The following is a 16,307-nucleotide window of genomic DNA, read 5'->3' as shown; positions in this document are numbered from 1 at the left end:
TACACCAGCAACAGCGAACGAAGCGCAGCCCTGACAGACTTCCTCCACACCTACAACCACCACCGATGCCACACCGCACTCGCAGGCAAGCCCCCTATCAGCCGCGCAAACAACGCTTCAGGGCAATACAGCTAGGGCCTATGCGTAAGGGGAGTTGTCGGTGAAGCGGTACGAAGCGGGAACGCCCGTACCGGCCGTCCTCGACGGGTCCGGCACCGACCAGCCCTTCCTGCACGTCCGCTGCGACGTGACCGACGACGACACCGTCCAGGCAGCCATCGACACCGTGGTGGACCACTTCGGCGGCCTGAACGTCCTGGTCAACAACGCAGGCATCGGCGCCCGGGGCACTGTCGAGGACAACGCCTCCGCACAATGGCATCACGTGCTCGACGTGAACGTCATCGGCATGGCCCGCGTGTCGGCGACGGCCCTGCCCGCGCTGCGCAAGGCTGCTGCGAGCGCGTCGGGACGACGCGGCGATCGTCAACATGTGCTCCGTCGCCGCGACCGCCGGACTGTCCCAGCGCGCCTTGGACTCCGCCGGCAAGGGCGCCGAACTCGCCTGGACCCGAGCCATGGGCTTCGCCAAGGAGTGCCATCAATTGGGGTCGGTCGGCCACCGATCGGCCCACGGCGCCGCCCGCTCGAACGCGGCGGCCACGCCCAGGACTTGGGCGTCCGCCAGATGGCGTCCGACGATGTGCAGGCCGACCGGCAGCCCGTTCCGGGTCCAGCCCGCGGGAACACTCACCGCGGGCTGGCCGGTGAGGTTGGCGGGGAAGGTGAAGCCGGTCCAGGCCGTGTCGGTGACCTTCCGGCCGTCGATGACCGTCGGGCCCTGGATACCCACCTCGAACGCCGGCACCGCCGTCGTCGGTGTGACCAGCACGTCATACGTCGACATGAGGCGCGCCATGCGGTTGACGACAGCCTTGCGGACCATGTTGGCGTCGGTGAACTCCTCGGCCGTCCAACGCCGTTGCATCATCGCCACCAGGTGCGGTGACATGCGTGCGCCATGTTCCCCGATCAGGCGGCGCATACCGGTCAGGTCGGTTTCGGCGGCGATGAGGGCCGCGAACGCCTCGGCCGGGTCGCCCCACCCGGGGTCGACCGCCTCCACACGGCAGCCCAGATCCTTCTCCAGGACGCCCACCGCCTCGCCGACCACACGGCGTACCTCGGGGTCGACCGCGAGATGGCCCAGGTCGGCACTGTAGGCGACGCGCAGCCCGGCCGCGCCGCCGTCCGCGGGAACCGCGGTCCAGTCCACGTCACCGCACGGGATCGAGTGCCGGTCACGCGGATCCGGACCCGCCAGGACCGACATCATCAGCGCCGCGTCGGCGACCGTGCGGGTCAGCGGGCCGATGTGCTCCAAGGACTCCCAGCCCGATACCCCAGCGAAGCGCTCGTCCCGGCAGCCCGGCCACACCGGCACCCGCCCCATCGCCGCCTTGAACCCCACCAGACCGCAGTGCGCAGCCGGCACCCGCACCGACCCGCCCCCGTCCGAACCCAACGCCACCGGCCCCAGCCCCGCCGCCACCGCCGCCGCCGAACCCGCACTCGAACCCCCCGGCGTGAGCTGGGTGTTCCACGGATTGCGCGTTGCCGGAAACAACGGATTGTGCCCCACCGCGCTGTAACCGAACTCAGTGGCATTCGTCTTGCCCAGCACCACGGCCCCCGCCGCCACCACCCGCTCGACGACCACATCGTCCTCGTCCGGCACGAAGTCCTCGTACGCAGGCGAACCCGACGTCGTACGAATCCCGCGCGTCGTGATCAGGTCCTTCACCCCGACCGGCACCCCCGCCAGCGGACCCACGTCCTCGCCTCGCGCCAACCGCTCACCGATGCGACGGGCGCTGTCGCGGGCGAGGTCGGGGACAGGGGTGCAGTAGGCGTTCAGAGTCGTGTCGATGTCCGCCATACGGTCGAGTACCGCGTCGACGGCCTCGAGCGGAGACACCTCCAACTCCCTGATTCGAATGGCAAGTTCGGTGGCGGGAAGCCGGCAGAGTTCGTCGCGGGCTGCGCGATCCATGCGGGTGTGCTCCTCAGGTGGGATGCGGGTGTTCTCGTCGGGTGGGTGCGGGTCAGGCCGCCTGGGCGACGGGCGCCGGTGCCGGGCGCCCCACGGCCACGTAGACCCCGCAGGCGACGACCATGCCGATGACCGCGTCGACGGAGCCCGGCAGCAGGTAGTGGGCCAATGTCGCGGCGCCGGCGCCTGCCGCCCAGGCGACGAGTGCGGACCCGCGGTAGGGGCGCGAGGGGCGGCCGGCCGTACGGCGGCGCAGGAACACCTGGTCGGTGATGAGGACGGCGCCGATGGGCGGCACGAAGATCCCGAGCAGGTTCAGCCAGTCGAGGAACAGGCTCCACACCCCGGTCAGCGCCGCCGCGAGGCCGAGCACGCTGAGGGCAATCGCGAGCGGGCGCATGCGGAGCGGGGTGATCGCTGACCAGCCCACGGCGCCGTTGTACAGGCAGTGCGAGGCGACCGAGCCGAGGTTGACGAAGACGAACAGGACCGCGACGGCGGTGAGGAGCGGTCCGTGGCCGGTGAGCAGGCCGAGGAATCCGCCGCCGTTGACCGCGGGGTCGACGGCTCCGCCGACCGCCACGACGAGCCCGCCGATCAGGTACGCGACGCTGTTGGCGAAGGGGAACGCGCAGCTCGCCGCGGCGACCGCGGCCCGCCCGCTCCTGGCCCAGCGGGTGAAGTCGGCGGTCATCGTGCCCGAGTCGGAGAATCCGGCGACGACGATGCTGGTCGCGGCGGCGAAGGACAGGGTGTGCCCGGCGCCTTCGTACGAGAGGGCGGAGCCCAGCGAGGTGCCGCCGTCGCCGAGCGCGAACCAGACGGCGACGCCCGCCAGGACGACGAAGAGTGGCGTGGCGACGAGGCCGATCAGCGACAGGGCACGGATCCCGATGACGGTCAGGACCGTGTAGAACACACCTCCGGCGAGCGCCCCGAGCAACGGCGCCCATCCCAGGGCCTCTTGGAGCGTGGTCCCGCTCAGGCCGATCTGGAAGGAGTACCAGCCGATGACGACGGTGGAGAGGAATCCGGCCGGGATGCGGGCGCCGAGCGTGCCGAACGTGCGGGCTGCCTGGTGCGAGAAGTTTTCGCCGGTGCGCCCCGCGAGCCAGCTGAGCGCTCCGACGTACGCGAAGAGCACCAGGTTGCCGAGGAGAATCGCGGCCGCGCCCGTGAGAAGGCCGAGGTTGTAGACGATGACGCCGCCGAAGACGGCGTTGCCGAGGTTCATCGGGAAGCCGAACCAGACGGAGGAGACGGAGAGCAATCCGCGCCGCGCGTGCGTGGGCACCGGCTCGTGCTCGTACTCCTCGCCCAGCGGTCCGGTCTCGATGTGCTGCTGCCGCTGCCGGTGTGTGCTGCTCGTGGTAGTGGTCACGGACCCTCCCGGATTTTGGTATACCGTCGTGTGGCTTGGACGGTAGGTTCCGGGTGTTTCGGCCGAAGACACGGTGCGTTACGGGAACGGGACGCGGCTGGCGGACACCCGTCCCATCCGCGCACCGGATCAGTGCCCCGCGACCAACTTCACCCCGACGACGCCGAGAGAACTGCTCGTTGCGGCCACCGGCCCAGGGAGCGGTACTCCGCTGTGCGTCTTACGTCCCGACGGGCGACTGGACCCGGTCACCAGGACCAGCACCCCCCATCCTGGGGCCAAGCCGCGATCCTGCTCGGTCCGCCCCGGACGCCCGGTGCGGGCGGACTGACGACGGCCGGCCGTGGGGCCGGACACCGACGGGTCAGTACGGATTGCGGTCTGCCACGTTGCTGGATCTCATGGTTCACATGCAGCAACAAGCCTCTGGGTCAGACGGCCTCGTGCCTCCGATGGAGCGCTCGCACTGGGTGGCATTTGCCGGAATCCTGCTGATGGTCAGCGCTCTGTTCAACGTTCTCAACGGCTTCGTGGCGATCTTCAACCACGGCTACTACTCGAAGGTGTACTCCCAGGGCAACCGGCTGCTCATCCTGAACTACACGGCCTGGGGCTGGATCTTTGTCTTCATCGGCATCGCGATGGCCCTGGCGGGTATCGGCGTGTTCGTGGGCTCCAGGGCGGCGCGGCTGACGGGCGTCTGCCTGGCCGCGTTCTGTCTGGTCGGGCAGATGATCTTCCTCCCGGTCTACCCGTTCTGGTCGCTGTTCACGATGCTCGTGTCCCTTCTGGTCATCTACGGCCTGCTGGCCGAGCCGCGGCATGTGCACGGGGCTCGGGTGTAGCCGGATTCGACGCACCGGAAGCGGTCTCGGCCGCGCCGCCGGTCGAGACGGTCGAGTGCCTCGTCGACGTGGTGGCCGCCATGCATCTCCTCCAACCTGTAGCGCGTCTCACCCGGCCTGCCGGAGCGGGCCAGCGCGTCGACGTACAGGAAGGTGCACAGGCTGAGGCGCCCTCCGAGCCACGCAGACCGTCCAGCCGAAGGGCTACGGGTCACGAGTCGTCAGGCCCGCCCTCCCGAGGTCAACAGGACAACCGTGTCCCCCGGCAGGGGCAGTGGTCGGCTGCCTTCGGTGACCGGATCGAGGCGGCCGACCCGCCGTACGAGGAACAGCACATCGCAGCCGGGCGGCAGGGCATCGGCGGCGGGCTGTGCCTGGACGGCAGCTCCGTCCTCGTATCGACGGGACAGGACCGGGCGGGTCAGATCCGTGGGGATGCGCAGGCGGCTCGCGAGGATCTGCGATCCGACGGCGAGGACCAGGGTCAGGCCCATGCCGATGAGTACCTGCTCGGTCGTCACGTTGGCCCCTTCGGCGCGTGGTGGTGAAACGAGTCGGAGGTCTCAGCGGCCTGCTGCGCGACAGCCGCGGCAGACATCTACATCTCCGCAGTGCCGCACGACGGCCGCGTAGATCGCCCCGGGAAGGTGCCGGCGGCCGGCACCGCAAAGAGGAGGAACGGCCAGGCCAGAGCGACGGTGGTGGCCCTCCTGGCGCACGTGACCACTGCGGCTGCGGCGAATTCATCGGAGGCCCGTGTCGCCTCGTGGCCTTCGCCCCGCTGACGGATCACGCCGTGGGGACCATGACGGCACACTCATGGCCCCCACGGCGTGATCCCCCAGCGGACGGTGTGCCGCTCGCCGGGGCTGAGGCTGACGAGCCCGGTGCCGCTGCGGAAGGCGTCCGGCGGGCAGGTCATCGGAGGGCAGTTGTGTTGAGCATGTGCGCCTCGATGGTCTCCCCCGCAGGCGGCGGGGCTGAGGAGTGACGGGATGTGGAAGGAGCGGCCGGGAGAGCCGCCGACCCCGTCGTTAGAGGGGCGGCGACGGCGCCTTCGGCTCGGGCGGGCGGGCGGCCGGCGTCTCTTCGTCGGGCATGGTGAAGGCACGCTCGCGTCGCGAGCTGGTGGCGAAGGCGACGGACCAGCTGAGAACCGCTCCCAGCCTGCTGCGGAATCCGGTGAGGAACGCCAGGTGGATGAAGAGCCAGGTGAGCCAGCCGGTCAGGCCCGACAGGTGCACGGGGCCGGCCTTGACGACAGCGCGTCCGCGGGAGATGTAGGCGGCGCTGCCCAGGTCCACGTACTTGAAGGGCTTCGGCCGTTTCGTCCTGCCTTCCACGGCATGGCGCACGAGCCGGCCCGCGTATGCGCCGGACTGCATGGCCACTTCGGCCAGGCCCGGCAATCGGTTCAGGCTCATGACGTCGCCCGTGACGCGGATCTCCGGATGGCCGGGGACGGTGAGGTCGGGCTCGACGAGGATGCGTCCGGCGCGGTCCTGTTCGGCGCCGGTCGCCCGGGCCAGCGCGGTGGCGATCGGTGGTGCCTCGACGCCCGCCGTCCACAGCACGGTGCGCACATCGAACCGGGTCGTCGCGCCGTCATGCTCTCGTACAGTCAGGCCTTGCGCGTCGATATCGGTGACGATGGTCCCCAGGTGGAGTTCCACGCCGAGGTGCTGCAAGGTCTGGGCCGCACGACGGGCGAGTTTGGAGCCGAACGCCCCCAGCACAGCGTCGGACCCCTCGAAAAGCAGCACCCGGGCCTTTGCGGAATCGATCGTCCGGAACTCCCGCTCGAGCGTGTGGCCGGCGATCTCCCGGATCTGGCCGGCGAGTTCGACTCCGGTCGGGCCACCGCCGACGAGCGCGAAGGTGAGCCACTGTTGCCTTTCGCGGTCGTCTGCTGCCGCTTCGGCCATCTCGAACGCCCGGTAGATCCGTCGGCGGATGGCCAGTGCGTCGTCCAGGGTCTTCATTCCGGGAGCGTGCGCGGCGAACTCGTCGTGCCCGAAGTAGGACTGGCGCATGCCGACCGCGACGATCAGATCGTCGTAGGGCAGACGAAGATCTCCGCCATCGGGTCGTCGGGCGTGCACCAGCCGGGCGTCGGCGTCCACATCGGTGGCTTCGGCCAGCAAGCAGCTCACGTTGTGGTGGCGACGCAGGACCGCGCGGAGCGGTTGCGCGATCTGACCCTCGGACAGGATTCCCGAGGCGCACTGGTAGAGCAGCGGCTGGAAGAGGTGGTGGGCGCGGCGGTCGACCACGGTCACTGCGACTGGCGACCGCCGCAGGGCGCGGGCGGCGAAGAGCCCGGCGAACCCCCCACCGAGGATCACCACCCGGCGGGGTGTGACATGGTCCTGCATCGGAGATCAGCCTCCGGTGGCGAAGCCGGGGAAGAGCGTCATTCCGCCATCGACGTAGAGGGTGGTGCCGACGACGTAGTCGAGCAGGTCGGACGCGACGGCGACGACAGCGTTGGCGATGTCGTCCGGGTCGCCCACACGGCCGTACGGGATCAGGCGCAGGAGGTCGGCCTCGGCCTCGGGGGTGGACCAGGCGTCGCGGTTGATCGGCGTGCGGATGGCCCCGGGGGCGACAGCGTTGACCCTGATCCTCTTGGGGGCCAGCTCCTGGGCGAGGGTCTGCATCAGCATGCCCACACCGCCCTTGGACGAGGCGTAGTTGACGTGCCCCGACCACGGAATGATCTGGTGGACCGAGCTCATGCAGATGATCTTCCCGGCCGACCGGGACACTTCCTCCACCACGCCGCGCCGCATGAACTCCTTGGCGGCCTCCCGCGCGCAGAGGAACTGACCGGTCAGATTGACGTCGATCACCTTCTGCCACTGGGCAAGCGTCATGTCCTCCACGGACGCGTCCCGCTGGAGGCCCGCGTTGGCCACCATGATGTCGATGGTGCCGAACTCCTTGACCATCCGCGCGACCATGGCGACCACCTGGTCCTCGTCGGACACGTCGGTCTCGTGGGCGTAGGCGCGTACTCCGAAGGCCTCGATCTGTGCTACGACCTTCTCGGCCTCGTCGCCCCCGGCCACGTAGTTCACGACGACGTCTGCTCCCGCTCGGCCAAGGGCGATGGCGGTCGCCAGGCCAATGCCCGAGTTGGCGCCGGTCACCAGCGCCTTCTGGCCCTTGAGCAGCTGCGTGGACATCGCCACGCGGTTCTCGTCGAGATTTCCTGCCACCACGTTCTCCTTCGGCGTTTCGGACGGCAATCCCGACATGACGGTCCGCGCGCATGACGGAGGCCCGGAGGGCGACCGGCCCTCCGGAACAAACACAGGAGCCGTCTCTTATCCGGCACCCAGACGAAAGCACCCGGCGTCACGGGCGGGACAAACCGGCGCGGCTCACAGCCGCATTTCGGCCGTGGATGCACACGTTCGGGCTAGGAGCTGCGTCGGGCGCCTGCGCTGGCTCCTCGCGCAGTCATGTCCTGAGAGCGGGTGACCGGGCTCCTGGTTCCACCGCTATGGCCTCCGTGAGCCACCGGGGCGCGACGGACGCTTCCTGGTGGGAGCACCAGACAGGCCCCGAGGAGCTGCACTCGATCGTTCGGCGCGCCATCGACGCGGCGTTGCGGCAGACCTATCTGGGTGCCTCCCAAACCCGTGAACAGCTGACAGCATGTCCCGGTGGGTCGCGGGAGGTGCGGGCACCCGCCGCGAGGCATCGCCACTCGCCCGAAAATCAGTGGAGCCGCACTTCCGCGTGCCGTTACCGTTCTCCCGCCCACAGTCGCCCTGTCAAGGACGTGCCGTTGTACACCAAGTGAGAACCCCCGAGCGCTGATCCGTCGCGCGGCGCACATGTGCGCCGCGCTCCTTTTCGCTGCGGTCTTCTCACTGGAACCGGTGTATCTCTGTGTCCAAAAACTGGGTGGTCGTGCCCACCTGCCTGCCGATAGTTCTCCGCCGTTGCCACAGGTGCGCCTCCGCACACTTCCGGGCGAGCGGCACATTCCGCGTCAACGCGAACCACAAGCCCCTCGACGCCTGGCCCCTCGCGCTGTGCACCGGATGCGGGGACACCACCAGGCTCACTGTCTTGGAGCGGATGAACGTGCGTTCCGTACGACCCGGCCTCCTGAACCTGCTGCACGACAACGACCCCGGCCTGGCAGCCGAACTGCTCCAGGACCCGGTCGTACGCCGCCGCGACGTGGGCGGCTCGGGTCGAACCGAGCGGCCGGCCTGGCAGTCGTCGTACGGTCCGCCGCCGCACCGGGCGCACCGTGGCCGGTGGGCGCCTGTGCCGGTGTTGGCCAGGCCTCGGTCCGCTTTGCGGCACGGATACCTGTGCGGCCGGTGCAACTGATCGACGAGGGTTTCGGCTATGCGCGAGCCGAGGACGAGGGCCTGCCCACCGAGGGGAGCCTCGTGTCGACAGTCCGCCTGAGCGGCAAGCTCTCGGGCGACTTCACCTTCACGCTCATACGCTGAGTCCTTCCGGCCCGGGAGCCTGTCCGGCAGTGTCCGGTCCGCCGGACAGGCCCTGGTCCACAACGCAGGAGAGACCGACGCCGTGATCGGCAGGTTGTCGAGGACTGGGCAACAGCTTGGATGCTGCTCACTCTCGCCCTCCGATTCGGGACCACGGTCAGACGCGACGAGCCGACGGGTTGAATCGGCTCCGGTGTATCCGCCGCCGTTGCCATCACAGCCGTGAGGGACCATTCCCGGGACCGGGCAAATCCCTCTGCGCCAAACTCTGGCACCTCCCCACTCCCTGGCAGAACGCCGTCGGAGTCGGCACAAGTCGTACGACCGCGCGCCTGGGCAGAGACCGTACGGACGCGCAGAACGAGCAAAAAGACGACCTAGGGGATTTTCCCGCACAGGCGTGGCCCAGCGCGGAGGCCCGAACCTAGCGTCCCGTTCGACACCTCAGCACCACCACATCCCTGTCCCCCGGCACACCAATCCCCAGCATCCGGTCGCGAGCGTGCTGCGGGCCGTCACAGGCCCTTTCCCCGTATCGCTCAGCCGCCCGGATGGATCCGCTTCGGGAGAGCATTGATGAGACGCACAGTTCGTACAGTGACCGCACTGGCCATCGCCGCCACGCTCGCGACGGCGGGCACCCTCACCAGCGTGGCCAGCTCCGACAACTCAGCCGAGCATCTGACCGGTTGGGCCATCGCTCCGCAGAAGCCGGTGTCCCCGCAGACCGACGAGCAGGACGCGTACAACCAGGCCCACGGCCGCCCGCTGCCCGCCCCCGAGCTCCTGCAGCCCACCCTCGACGCCTCGCTCGCGAACTACCGCGCCAAGCCGAAGAACTCCCTGCACGGGGACTACCGATGCGGCGCCTCCGACGTGCTCGCCGACCTCTCCAAGAGGTGGATCAAGGAGTTCGAGAAGCGGTACCCCAAAGTCCACATCGCGGTGAACCCGCCCTACGCAGGCAGCCTCGGCGCCCTCGAACTGATCAAGGGCAACCTCGACTGCGTCTTCCTCTCCCGCGAGCTGAAGCCCACCGACATCCAGGGGTTCCACGACGCCTTCGGCTACGACCCGCTGAGCATCCCCATCTCCGGCGGTAGCTACCGGCACTACGGCTTCCTGGACTCCGTCGGGTTCATCGTCAACAAGGACAACCCGATCGACAAGCTCTCCTTCGCACAGCTCGACGCCGCCCTGTCCACCACCCGCAACCGTGGCGGAGCTGCCGCCAAGACCTGGGGAGACCTCGGCGCCACGGGCGAGTGGGCCGACAAGCCGATCCACATCGTCGGCATCCAGCCATGGAACGGGTTCGAGGAGTTCGTACGGCAGCGGGTCCTCAACAGTGATGGCAAGCGGGGCGAGTGGCGCCCCGGCGCGGCGAGCGGCTCAACCGCGGCCGACCCGAACGTGCACTGGGAGAAGACGGTCTTCAACATCGCCAAGGACGTCAAGGAAGACCCGTACGCCATCGGCTACACCGGCATGGCCTACGTCGACCAGCCGGTCAAGGTGCTCTCCCTCAGCCGTGACACCAACGGCCCGGCCTATGCCCCTACTTACGAGAACGTCGCCGCGGCCGACTATCCGCTGAGCCGCCTCACGTACCTGAACGTCAACAAGCGACCGGGCAAGCAGCAGGACCCCGTCATGGAGGAACTCACCCGCTTCATCCTCAGCAAGCAGGGCCAGCAGACGGTCGGCGAGCAGCAGGCCTTCCTGCCCCTCCGCTCCGAACAGGCCACCACGAGCCTCAAGGCGCTCGACAACGCCCCCTGAGCAGCACCCGGATGTGGAGTGGGGCCCTGCCGCACACAGCAGCCGGGCCCTATCCTGCGGCAGGTCTCAGACGCGATTCGGACGTGGACGTCCAGGCCGGGTGAGCGGGCAACCTCCATGGGGAGGTTTGAGGTCCGTGATCGTCGGGAGCCTGCGGTTGCGGGCCACCCGACACGCGTTCTGACCTGCCACAGAGACCGCGTTCAAGACATCTTCAGGATCTCTGTGTCACGGTCAGGGGCATCGGCCGCAGTCCATGGCCGCACATCTCACTGGGCGCTCGTCCCGCTTTCCGGGGGCGAGCGCCCAGTCGTTCGACCGGACAGGAGACACCGAGTGGAGAAGCCAGAGGTCCGTACCGGCCTCGACGTGTCGACCACGTCGGCCAGGACCAAGTCGGTGATGAAGAAACTGCCCGAGGTCACACTGGCGTTCTGGATCATGAAGATCGCCGCGACGACCTTGGGTGAGACGGCGGGCGACCTCTTCGCGCAGACCCTGAAGCTGGGCTACTTCCTGACCACGATCGCGCTGTTCGTGGTCTTCGTGGTGACACTGGTGGTCCAGTTGCGCTCCAGGCGCTACAACCCGTTCTTCTACTGGACCGTGATTCTTTCGACCAGCATGGCCGGCACCACGATGTCCGACTTCATGAACCGGGATGCCAGCGCTCAGTTCCTCTCGAACGGCGCGACGAAGCTGGGCTGGGGGCCGCAGGGCCTGGGTCTCGGCTATCCGGAGGGAGCGGCGATCCTGATCTCGATCCTCCTGGCGATCTTCCTTGGTTGGAAGCTGAGCGGGATGACGTTCCAGATCCGCGACATCGTCACCTTCAAAGGAGAGGCGCTGTTCTGGGCGGCGATCCTCGTCTCCAACACCCTCGGCACTTCGATGGGCGACTTCCTTTCCGACAGCTCCGGCCTTGGTTACGCCGGCGGCGCGCTGCTCGTTACTGGGGTGCTCGCCGTGCTCGTGGCGCTGATGAGGGTGCCCGCGGTACCGAACGTGCTGCTGTTCTGGATCGCCTTCGTCCTCACCCGCCCGCTGGGCGCCACCGCCGGTGACTTCCTTACCAAGCCTGCCGCCAAGGGCGGCCTGGATCTCGGTACGGTGGGCTCGTCCGCCGTCCTGCTCGCCGTTCTGTTCGCCCTGATGACCTATGCCCAGGTGCAGGAGCGCCGGACCGACGCCGCAGCGGTGAAGAAGGAGCGGGAGCCGGCCACATGACTGGCAAGTGACCGTCAACCGGGCCACGAGAGCACCCTGGGCCTCGTCGTCGAGACCGGGCTGACCCATGGAGCGCGGGCGCGCGAGGAGTTGCTGGACGCGGAGCGCATTACGCAGGGCTGTCCCGGATGCAGTTCGCGAAGCCCGTGGCAGCGCTGGAACTTCCGGAGCCTCTGCGGTCGGCTCCCGCCGGGTCCGAAACTCCACGGCCTCCACCGGGGGCGGAGCTCCATGGCCTCTGAGGTTCCGGCAAGGATCCGTAACCCCTGTTGTGGGGCCCGTGTCCTCGGCATCCCGGACCTTGTCACGGAACTGGATCCCACCCGCCCCTACTGGCCCGGCTCGCCCTACTCCGGCGCCCCCGGCCGGCCTCCGCAGGACCCGACTCGCGGACCGGTCCATCTGTGGGACGTGTGGAACCGTGTCGACTTCCGCACCTAGGCGCAGCACGATGGGCCAGAGAGCGGCGGCTAGTTCGACAAACGCATCGGGGCCGTCACGGACCGCGCCCGGCGCTGGTTCGGAGCCGATGTGATCGCACCCACGGTCCTGACCTGACGGCTGCACGGGCCACGCGATGTACGGGCGGGCGACAGGCGGCGGGCGCCGGGTACTGTCGCCGGGCAATCGCGTGAAGAGGCAGAGCCCGTGAACCTGGGCATCGTCGAGCAGGCAGCAGGGCTGTCCGGCGTCACCGACGTCGACGACATCCTGATTTTGTCCATCTGCTTCGCCCAGGGCGCCGGACACCCAGGCTCTGCGCGGCGGATCCAGCAGGATCCGGCTCAGGTCAGTGCATGGGACCAGAACCGCGCCTTGTAGAAGCGCGCGCCGGTGCGGACCGAGTCGCCGCGGCCGGAGAAGCCGACCGTGTCGTTCCACCACTCGTCCGCGTTCGGGGCGTCGACCCAGAACTCCGTGCCGTCCGGGAGGCGGCTGAAGGACTTGGTGAAGTACCAGTCGTAGAGGCGCGCCGGGGACGCGAAACTCCACGTCCCCAAGACCGGGTTGCGGATGAGGCTGGTCTCCCAGATGCCGTGGTCGGGGTTGGTACTGTCGCCGCCGACCGTGTAGAGGAGCTTGTCCGAGCTGTAGTCGGGCTGCAGGTCGTGGCCCGTGCCGCCGAAGGAGAGCGACGTCTCCTGCTTCAGGCCGGTGATGATGTCATCGGCGTCCGTCACCAGACTGTAGGCGCGCAGGGCATTGGTGCCGATCGCCAGGAGCAGGCGGTTCACGTCGTCCCAGAACACCCCGTGCGCGCCGGCGAATCCGACGCTGATGCTGTTCGCGAACGACGTCGGGGGAATGCCGCCGTGGGTACTCGGGACGAACAGGTTGATGCCGCCGCCGGACGTCCAGTCGTCGGTGAAGCCGCGGCCCTTGGCGGACGCGGTGACCATCGCGCCGTGCCCGTCGATCCGCTCGATGGAGTGCGGATTGCCGGGGACGTTGACCTGCCAGACGATCGCCTTGTCGCTCTCCCGGATCATCGCGGCCCGCCCACCCTGGTCGGGAGTCCCCGACGAGGTGCACACCAGCACGTCGTCCCACTTGGCAGTGAGGCGCCGCCTGACGTCGGAGAGGTAGCGCCACTGCGGATCGTCCGCCGCGCCGGGGGCATCCCAGTACCAGTCGGGTGCGCCGCTCCAGTCCGTCGTGCCGTTGCTGAACCGCTGTACCTGGTTGGTCTTCTGCTCCACCATCACGACCAAGTAGTTCGTGGCCGCGGCCGCCGGGCGGGTGAGCGCGGCTCCGCTCGCCGCCGTCACTCCCGCGGCCACCACGCCTCTCAGCAGGCTTCGTCTTCGCACCTTCGGTACCTCCAACTGCGTTCGGTGTCGGCCGTGTTGCCGTCGGCGGGGCCGAGTCGATCACCTTGCCATGGAGTGGGGGCGGGGAACAGAGGCGGCGGCCCTTGGCTGCCGCGGATCGGTGTTCCGCTCAGACCTCCTGCGGGCGGGCGCTCCGCGCCCTGCCGAAACCGACGAGTCACGGCGACGCTCCGCGTCGCGAACACCGGAGCCGATTCCTCCCTGGCGTGAACGCCAGGACCTCCTCGACAGAACCAGGCGGTCGGTCTGGTGATCTACGCGTTGCGGGGGCGCCGCAACAGCCATGTCGCCGCAGGCGAGTTGGCCCCCGAGGTGCTCGACGCGGGCCCGGTACCGTCCGGTCACCTATGAGAGATCGGGCCCGGGACCTGCCCCACCGGCAGATCCCCGGCCGCAGGACCAAGGTCGCCCCCGTTTACCCAGAACCGCGATAAGCAGATGGCCGACAGCAACCAGCCACTGTGACAGGCATGTTGGAGAATTCTCCACGCTGGAGAATTCATGAAGAACCGCCCCTACCACCACGGAGACCTCCCCGCCGAGTTGCTCGCGCGCCGCCGAGCAGACGTTGCGCGAGAAGGGGTCGGGCGCGCTGTCGCTGCGGGAGCTGACCCGCGACATCGGGGTGAGCCCGGCCACGCCCAGCCGCCACTTCAAGTCCAAACAAGCCCTCCTGGACGCCCTGGCACTGACCGGCTTCGAGCGGCTCGCCAAGGCCATCACCGCCTCCCAGGAAACCGCCGGCGAGACCTTCGCCGAGCGCCTGGACCCGCGGCCCGCGCCTACGTGGGCTTCGCCGTGGGCAATGCCGAGCTCCTCGACCTGATGTTCTCGGTCAAGCACGCCCCAGAGGCGTCCCAAGCCCTGGGCACGGCGGCCCACCGCTGGTCCGACGACCTCCTGGAACTCATCGGCGCCGGGCAGCGCAGGGCGAGGTGCGAGAGGGACCGCTGGAACTTGTCGCGCTGCCGATCTTCGCCGCGTTGCACGGCTACGCAGGCCTGTCGGTGAGCGGCATGCTCCCGCCGGACGTGGCCGAGCACGGACTGGACGTCGTCATCGCATCCACCCTGCGCGGGTGTACGCCGGAGCAGGCCCCGGCATCGGGCCGAGCGGACCGCCCCGAGCATCGGCGAGTGCCGCCGCAGAGCCCGACCGCAAACGGCAGCTCCCTGCACACACACTCCCTCGTGGGAGGGAGGGCCGACCGAAGGGCGACGGGCAGCAGCGGTACGTGCCAGGACGGGCGATAGCGGGTGACGGAGGTCACTGACACGTTTCGGTCGATCTTGGAATGCGCGGGTCCCTGGCACTGCTGAGCCTTGTGGGCTCGTCTCTGCCCAACCCTGTCCCAAGGTGGCGCCGGGCCCTCATGCTCAGCGCGACAGACCACCGGGTCGGAGACCTTCCCGGTCCCCTCCACACCCATCCGCTCACGGACCACTGTCTTCGAAAGGTCTCCTGCACCATGCCGCTGGCCCTGTTGGCCCTTGCTGTTGTCGCGTTCGGCATCGGCACGACCGAGTTCGCCACGATGGGGCTGCTGCCCCAGATCGCTGACGGCGTCGACGTATCCGTGCCGCATGCCGGCAACCTCGTATCGGCCTACGCACTCGGTGTCGTCGTCGGCGCCCCCGTACTGACGGGCATCGGCGCGCGCGTTCCCCACAAGCGGCTGCTGCTGCTCCTGTCCGGCCTTTTCGTTGTCGGCAACATCGCGTCCGCGCTCGCTCCCAACTTCGGGCTGCTCTTCGCCGCGCGCTTTCTGGCAGGTCTGCCGCACGGAGCGCTGTTCGGTGTGGGCGCCGTCGTCGCTTCCCGGCTGGTCGCCCCCGAACGGGCCGCACGTGCCGTCTCGAAGATGTTCCTCGGGCTCACCATTGCGAACATCATCGGTGTGCCGGCGAGTACGGCCCTCGGGCAGCACCTGGGCTGGCGGTCCGCCTACTGGGCGGTCGCCGTCATCGGCATCGTCGCCCTCGCCTCGCTGGCCCTCTTCGTTCCCCACCAGCCACGCGGCCGGCAGTCCGGCATCCGGCACGAGCTGCGGGCGATGGGCAACAGGCAGGTCGCGATCGGCCTGGCCACGGCCGTCGTCGGGTTCGGCGGGTTCTTCGCCGTCTACAGCTACCTGGTGCCCATGCTGACGAACGTGACGGGCATCTCCGACTCCTCCACCACGCTGGTCCTCGCGCTCTACGGCGTCGGCATGACGCTCGGCACGGTGATCGCGGGCCCGCTCACGGACCGTGCCCTCAGGCCGACGCTGTACGCGGGGCTCGCTCTGCTCGCCGCGGCGCTGGTGACGTTCTATTTCACCGTCCACAGCACCGTGCCCGCCCTGGTGACGATCGCCTTCATCGGTGCGATGGGTTCCCTCATCACCACGCCCGTCCAGATGCTGCTCATGGCCAAGGCGCAGAACGCTCCGACGATGGCGGCCGCCTCCAACCACTCCGCCTTCAACCTCGCCAACGCGGGCGGCGCCTGGCTCGGCGGCCTGGCCATCTCTGCGGGCTGGGGATGGACCTCACCCAACCTGGTCGGGGCGGCTCTCGCCCTGGCCGGCCTGGGCCTCGCCTTCACGGGAGGCTTCGTGGACCGGGGCACCCGACGCTCGGATGTGGTCATCTCGTCCCGTGCGGAGCACTCGACGGAAGCCGACCAGGTCACCGCGGCCCAATGAGCGCATGCAGACTCGTTGCCGTA

11 protein-coding genes and 4 pseudogenes are annotated in these 16,307 nt (G+C 69.0%); 9 read left to right on the top strand and 6 right to left on the bottom strand.

The features are described from left to right. Together ACWFR4_RS43665 and ACWFR4_RS43660 are read left to right on the top strand one after the other, a co-directional pair. Nucleotides 1-135 (top strand): annotated as a pseudogene (locus tag ACWFR4_RS43665) (IS481 family transposase); the annotation flags it as partial. A 64-nt stretch (nucleotides 136-199) separates the two neighbouring features. After that, nucleotides 200-581: pseudogene (locus ACWFR4_RS43660) on the top strand (SDR family NAD(P)-dependent oxidoreductase); the annotation flags it as partial. 20 nt (nucleotides 582-601) lie between these two features. Here ACWFR4_RS43660 and ACWFR4_RS43655 read toward each other — a convergent pair. Next, nucleotides 602-2,053: an amidase gene (locus tag ACWFR4_RS43655; protein ID WP_453657026.1), complete on the bottom strand. Its 1,452-nt coding sequence runs from the start codon at nucleotides 2,051-2,053 to the stop codon at nucleotides 602-604. A gap of 52 nt (nucleotides 2,054-2,105) precedes the next feature. Continuing rightward, nucleotides 2,106-3,434 carry a purine-cytosine permease family protein gene (locus ACWFR4_RS43650; RefSeq protein ID WP_453657024.1) on the bottom strand — a complete coding sequence of 443 codons (1,329 nt, stop codon included), beginning with the start codon at nucleotides 3,432-3,434 and terminating at the stop codon, nucleotides 2,106-2,108. 470 nt (nucleotides 3,435-3,904) lie between these two features. Here ACWFR4_RS43650 and ACWFR4_RS43645 point away from each other — a divergent pair, with 470 nt between their 5' ends. Further along, complete coding sequence (locus ACWFR4_RS43645) at nucleotides 3,905-4,279, top strand: DUF7144 family membrane protein (protein ID WP_453657022.1); 375 nt, start codon at nucleotides 3,905-3,907, stop codon at nucleotides 4,277-4,279. 221 nt (nucleotides 4,280-4,500) lie between these two features. Here ACWFR4_RS43645 and ACWFR4_RS43640 read toward each other — a convergent pair whose 3' ends face one another. From ACWFR4_RS43640 to ACWFR4_RS43630, 3 genes are all read right to left on the bottom strand, one after another. Then, on the bottom strand, nucleotides 4,501-4,800 hold the full coding sequence (locus ACWFR4_RS43640; protein WP_453657020.1) for a hypothetical protein: 300 nt from the start codon (nucleotides 4,798-4,800) through the stop codon (nucleotides 4,501-4,503). 513 nt (nucleotides 4,801-5,313) lie between these two features. Then, nucleotides 5,314-6,654 carry an NAD(P)/FAD-dependent oxidoreductase gene (locus ACWFR4_RS43635; protein WP_453657018.1) on the bottom strand — a complete coding sequence of 447 codons (1,341 nt, stop codon included), beginning with the start codon at nucleotides 6,652-6,654 and terminating at the stop codon, nucleotides 5,314-5,316. 6 nt (nucleotides 6,655-6,660) lie between these two features. After that, a complete protein-coding gene (locus ACWFR4_RS43630; protein ID WP_453657032.1) occupies nucleotides 6,661-7,467 on the bottom strand; it encodes an SDR family oxidoreductase in 807 nt (268 codons plus the stop codon). Nucleotides 7,468-8,179: 712 nt separating this feature from the next. On the opposite strand from ACWFR4_RS43630, the pseudogene ACWFR4_RS43625 reads away from it, so the two are divergent. From ACWFR4_RS43625 to ACWFR4_RS43610, 4 genes and pseudogenes are all read left to right on the top strand, one after another. Next, nucleotides 8,180-8,757, top strand: a pseudogene (locus tag ACWFR4_RS43625) (DUF1062 domain-containing protein). Between the two features lie 597 nt (nucleotides 8,758-9,354). Beyond that, complete coding sequence (locus ACWFR4_RS43620) at nucleotides 9,355-10,539, top strand: PstS family phosphate ABC transporter substrate-binding protein (protein ID WP_453657016.1); 1,185 nt, start codon at nucleotides 9,355-9,357, stop codon at nucleotides 10,537-10,539. Between the two features lie 336 nt (nucleotides 10,540-10,875). Beyond that, nucleotides 10,876-11,766 carry a COG4705 family protein gene (locus tag ACWFR4_RS43615; protein WP_453657014.1) on the top strand — a complete coding sequence of 297 codons (891 nt, stop codon included), beginning with the start codon at nucleotides 10,876-10,878 and terminating at the stop codon, nucleotides 11,764-11,766. Nucleotides 11,767-12,414: 648 nt separating this feature from the next. Further along, complete coding sequence (locus tag ACWFR4_RS43610) at nucleotides 12,415-12,588, top strand: hypothetical protein (protein WP_453657012.1); 174 nt, start codon at nucleotides 12,415-12,417, stop codon at nucleotides 12,586-12,588. Here ACWFR4_RS43610 and ACWFR4_RS43605 read toward each other — a convergent pair. After that, nucleotides 12,552-13,577: a DUF6528 family protein gene (locus ACWFR4_RS43605; protein ID WP_453657010.1), complete on the bottom strand. Its 1,026-nt coding sequence runs from the start codon at nucleotides 13,575-13,577 to the stop codon at nucleotides 12,552-12,554. The genes ACWFR4_RS43610 and ACWFR4_RS43605 overlap by 37 nt on opposite strands. Nucleotides 13,578-14,099: 522 nt before the next feature. Between ACWFR4_RS43605 and ACWFR4_RS43600 the strand changes: the two are divergent. Together ACWFR4_RS43600 and ACWFR4_RS43595 are read left to right on the top strand one after the other, a co-directional pair. Beyond that, nucleotides 14,100-14,689, top strand: a pseudogene (locus tag ACWFR4_RS43600) (TetR/AcrR family transcriptional regulator); the annotation flags it as partial. A 377-nt stretch (nucleotides 14,690-15,066) separates the two neighbouring features. After that, a complete protein-coding gene (locus ACWFR4_RS43595; RefSeq protein WP_453657008.1) occupies nucleotides 15,067-16,284 on the top strand; it encodes an MFS transporter in 1,218 nt (405 codons plus the stop codon). Nucleotides 16,285-16,307 lie beyond the last annotated feature (23 nt).

It is taken from the genome of Streptomyces sp. NPDC055140 (assembly GCF_053607285.1).
The sequence above is the reverse complement of the archived record's forward strand: the minus strand, read 5'-3'. Positions and strand labels throughout refer to the sequence as shown.

Excerpts from the sequence above, each read along its gene's own strand:
- ACWFR4_RS43655 (WP_453657026.1), bottom strand. The coding sequence starts at position 2,053 with ATGGATCGCGCAGCCCGCGACGAACTCTGCCGGCTTCCCGCCACCGAA.
- ACWFR4_RS43630 (WP_453657032.1), bottom strand. The coding sequence starts at position 7,467 with ATGTCCACGCAGCTGCTCAAGGGCCAGAAGGCGCTGGTGACCGGCGCC.
- ACWFR4_RS43635 (WP_453657018.1), bottom strand. The coding sequence starts at position 6,654 with ATGCAGGACCATGTCACACCCCGCCGGGTGGTGATCCTCGGTGGGGGG.
- ACWFR4_RS43595 (WP_453657008.1), top strand. The coding sequence starts at position 15,067 with ATGCCGCTGGCCCTGTTGGCCCTTGCTGTTGTCGCGTTCGGCATCGGC.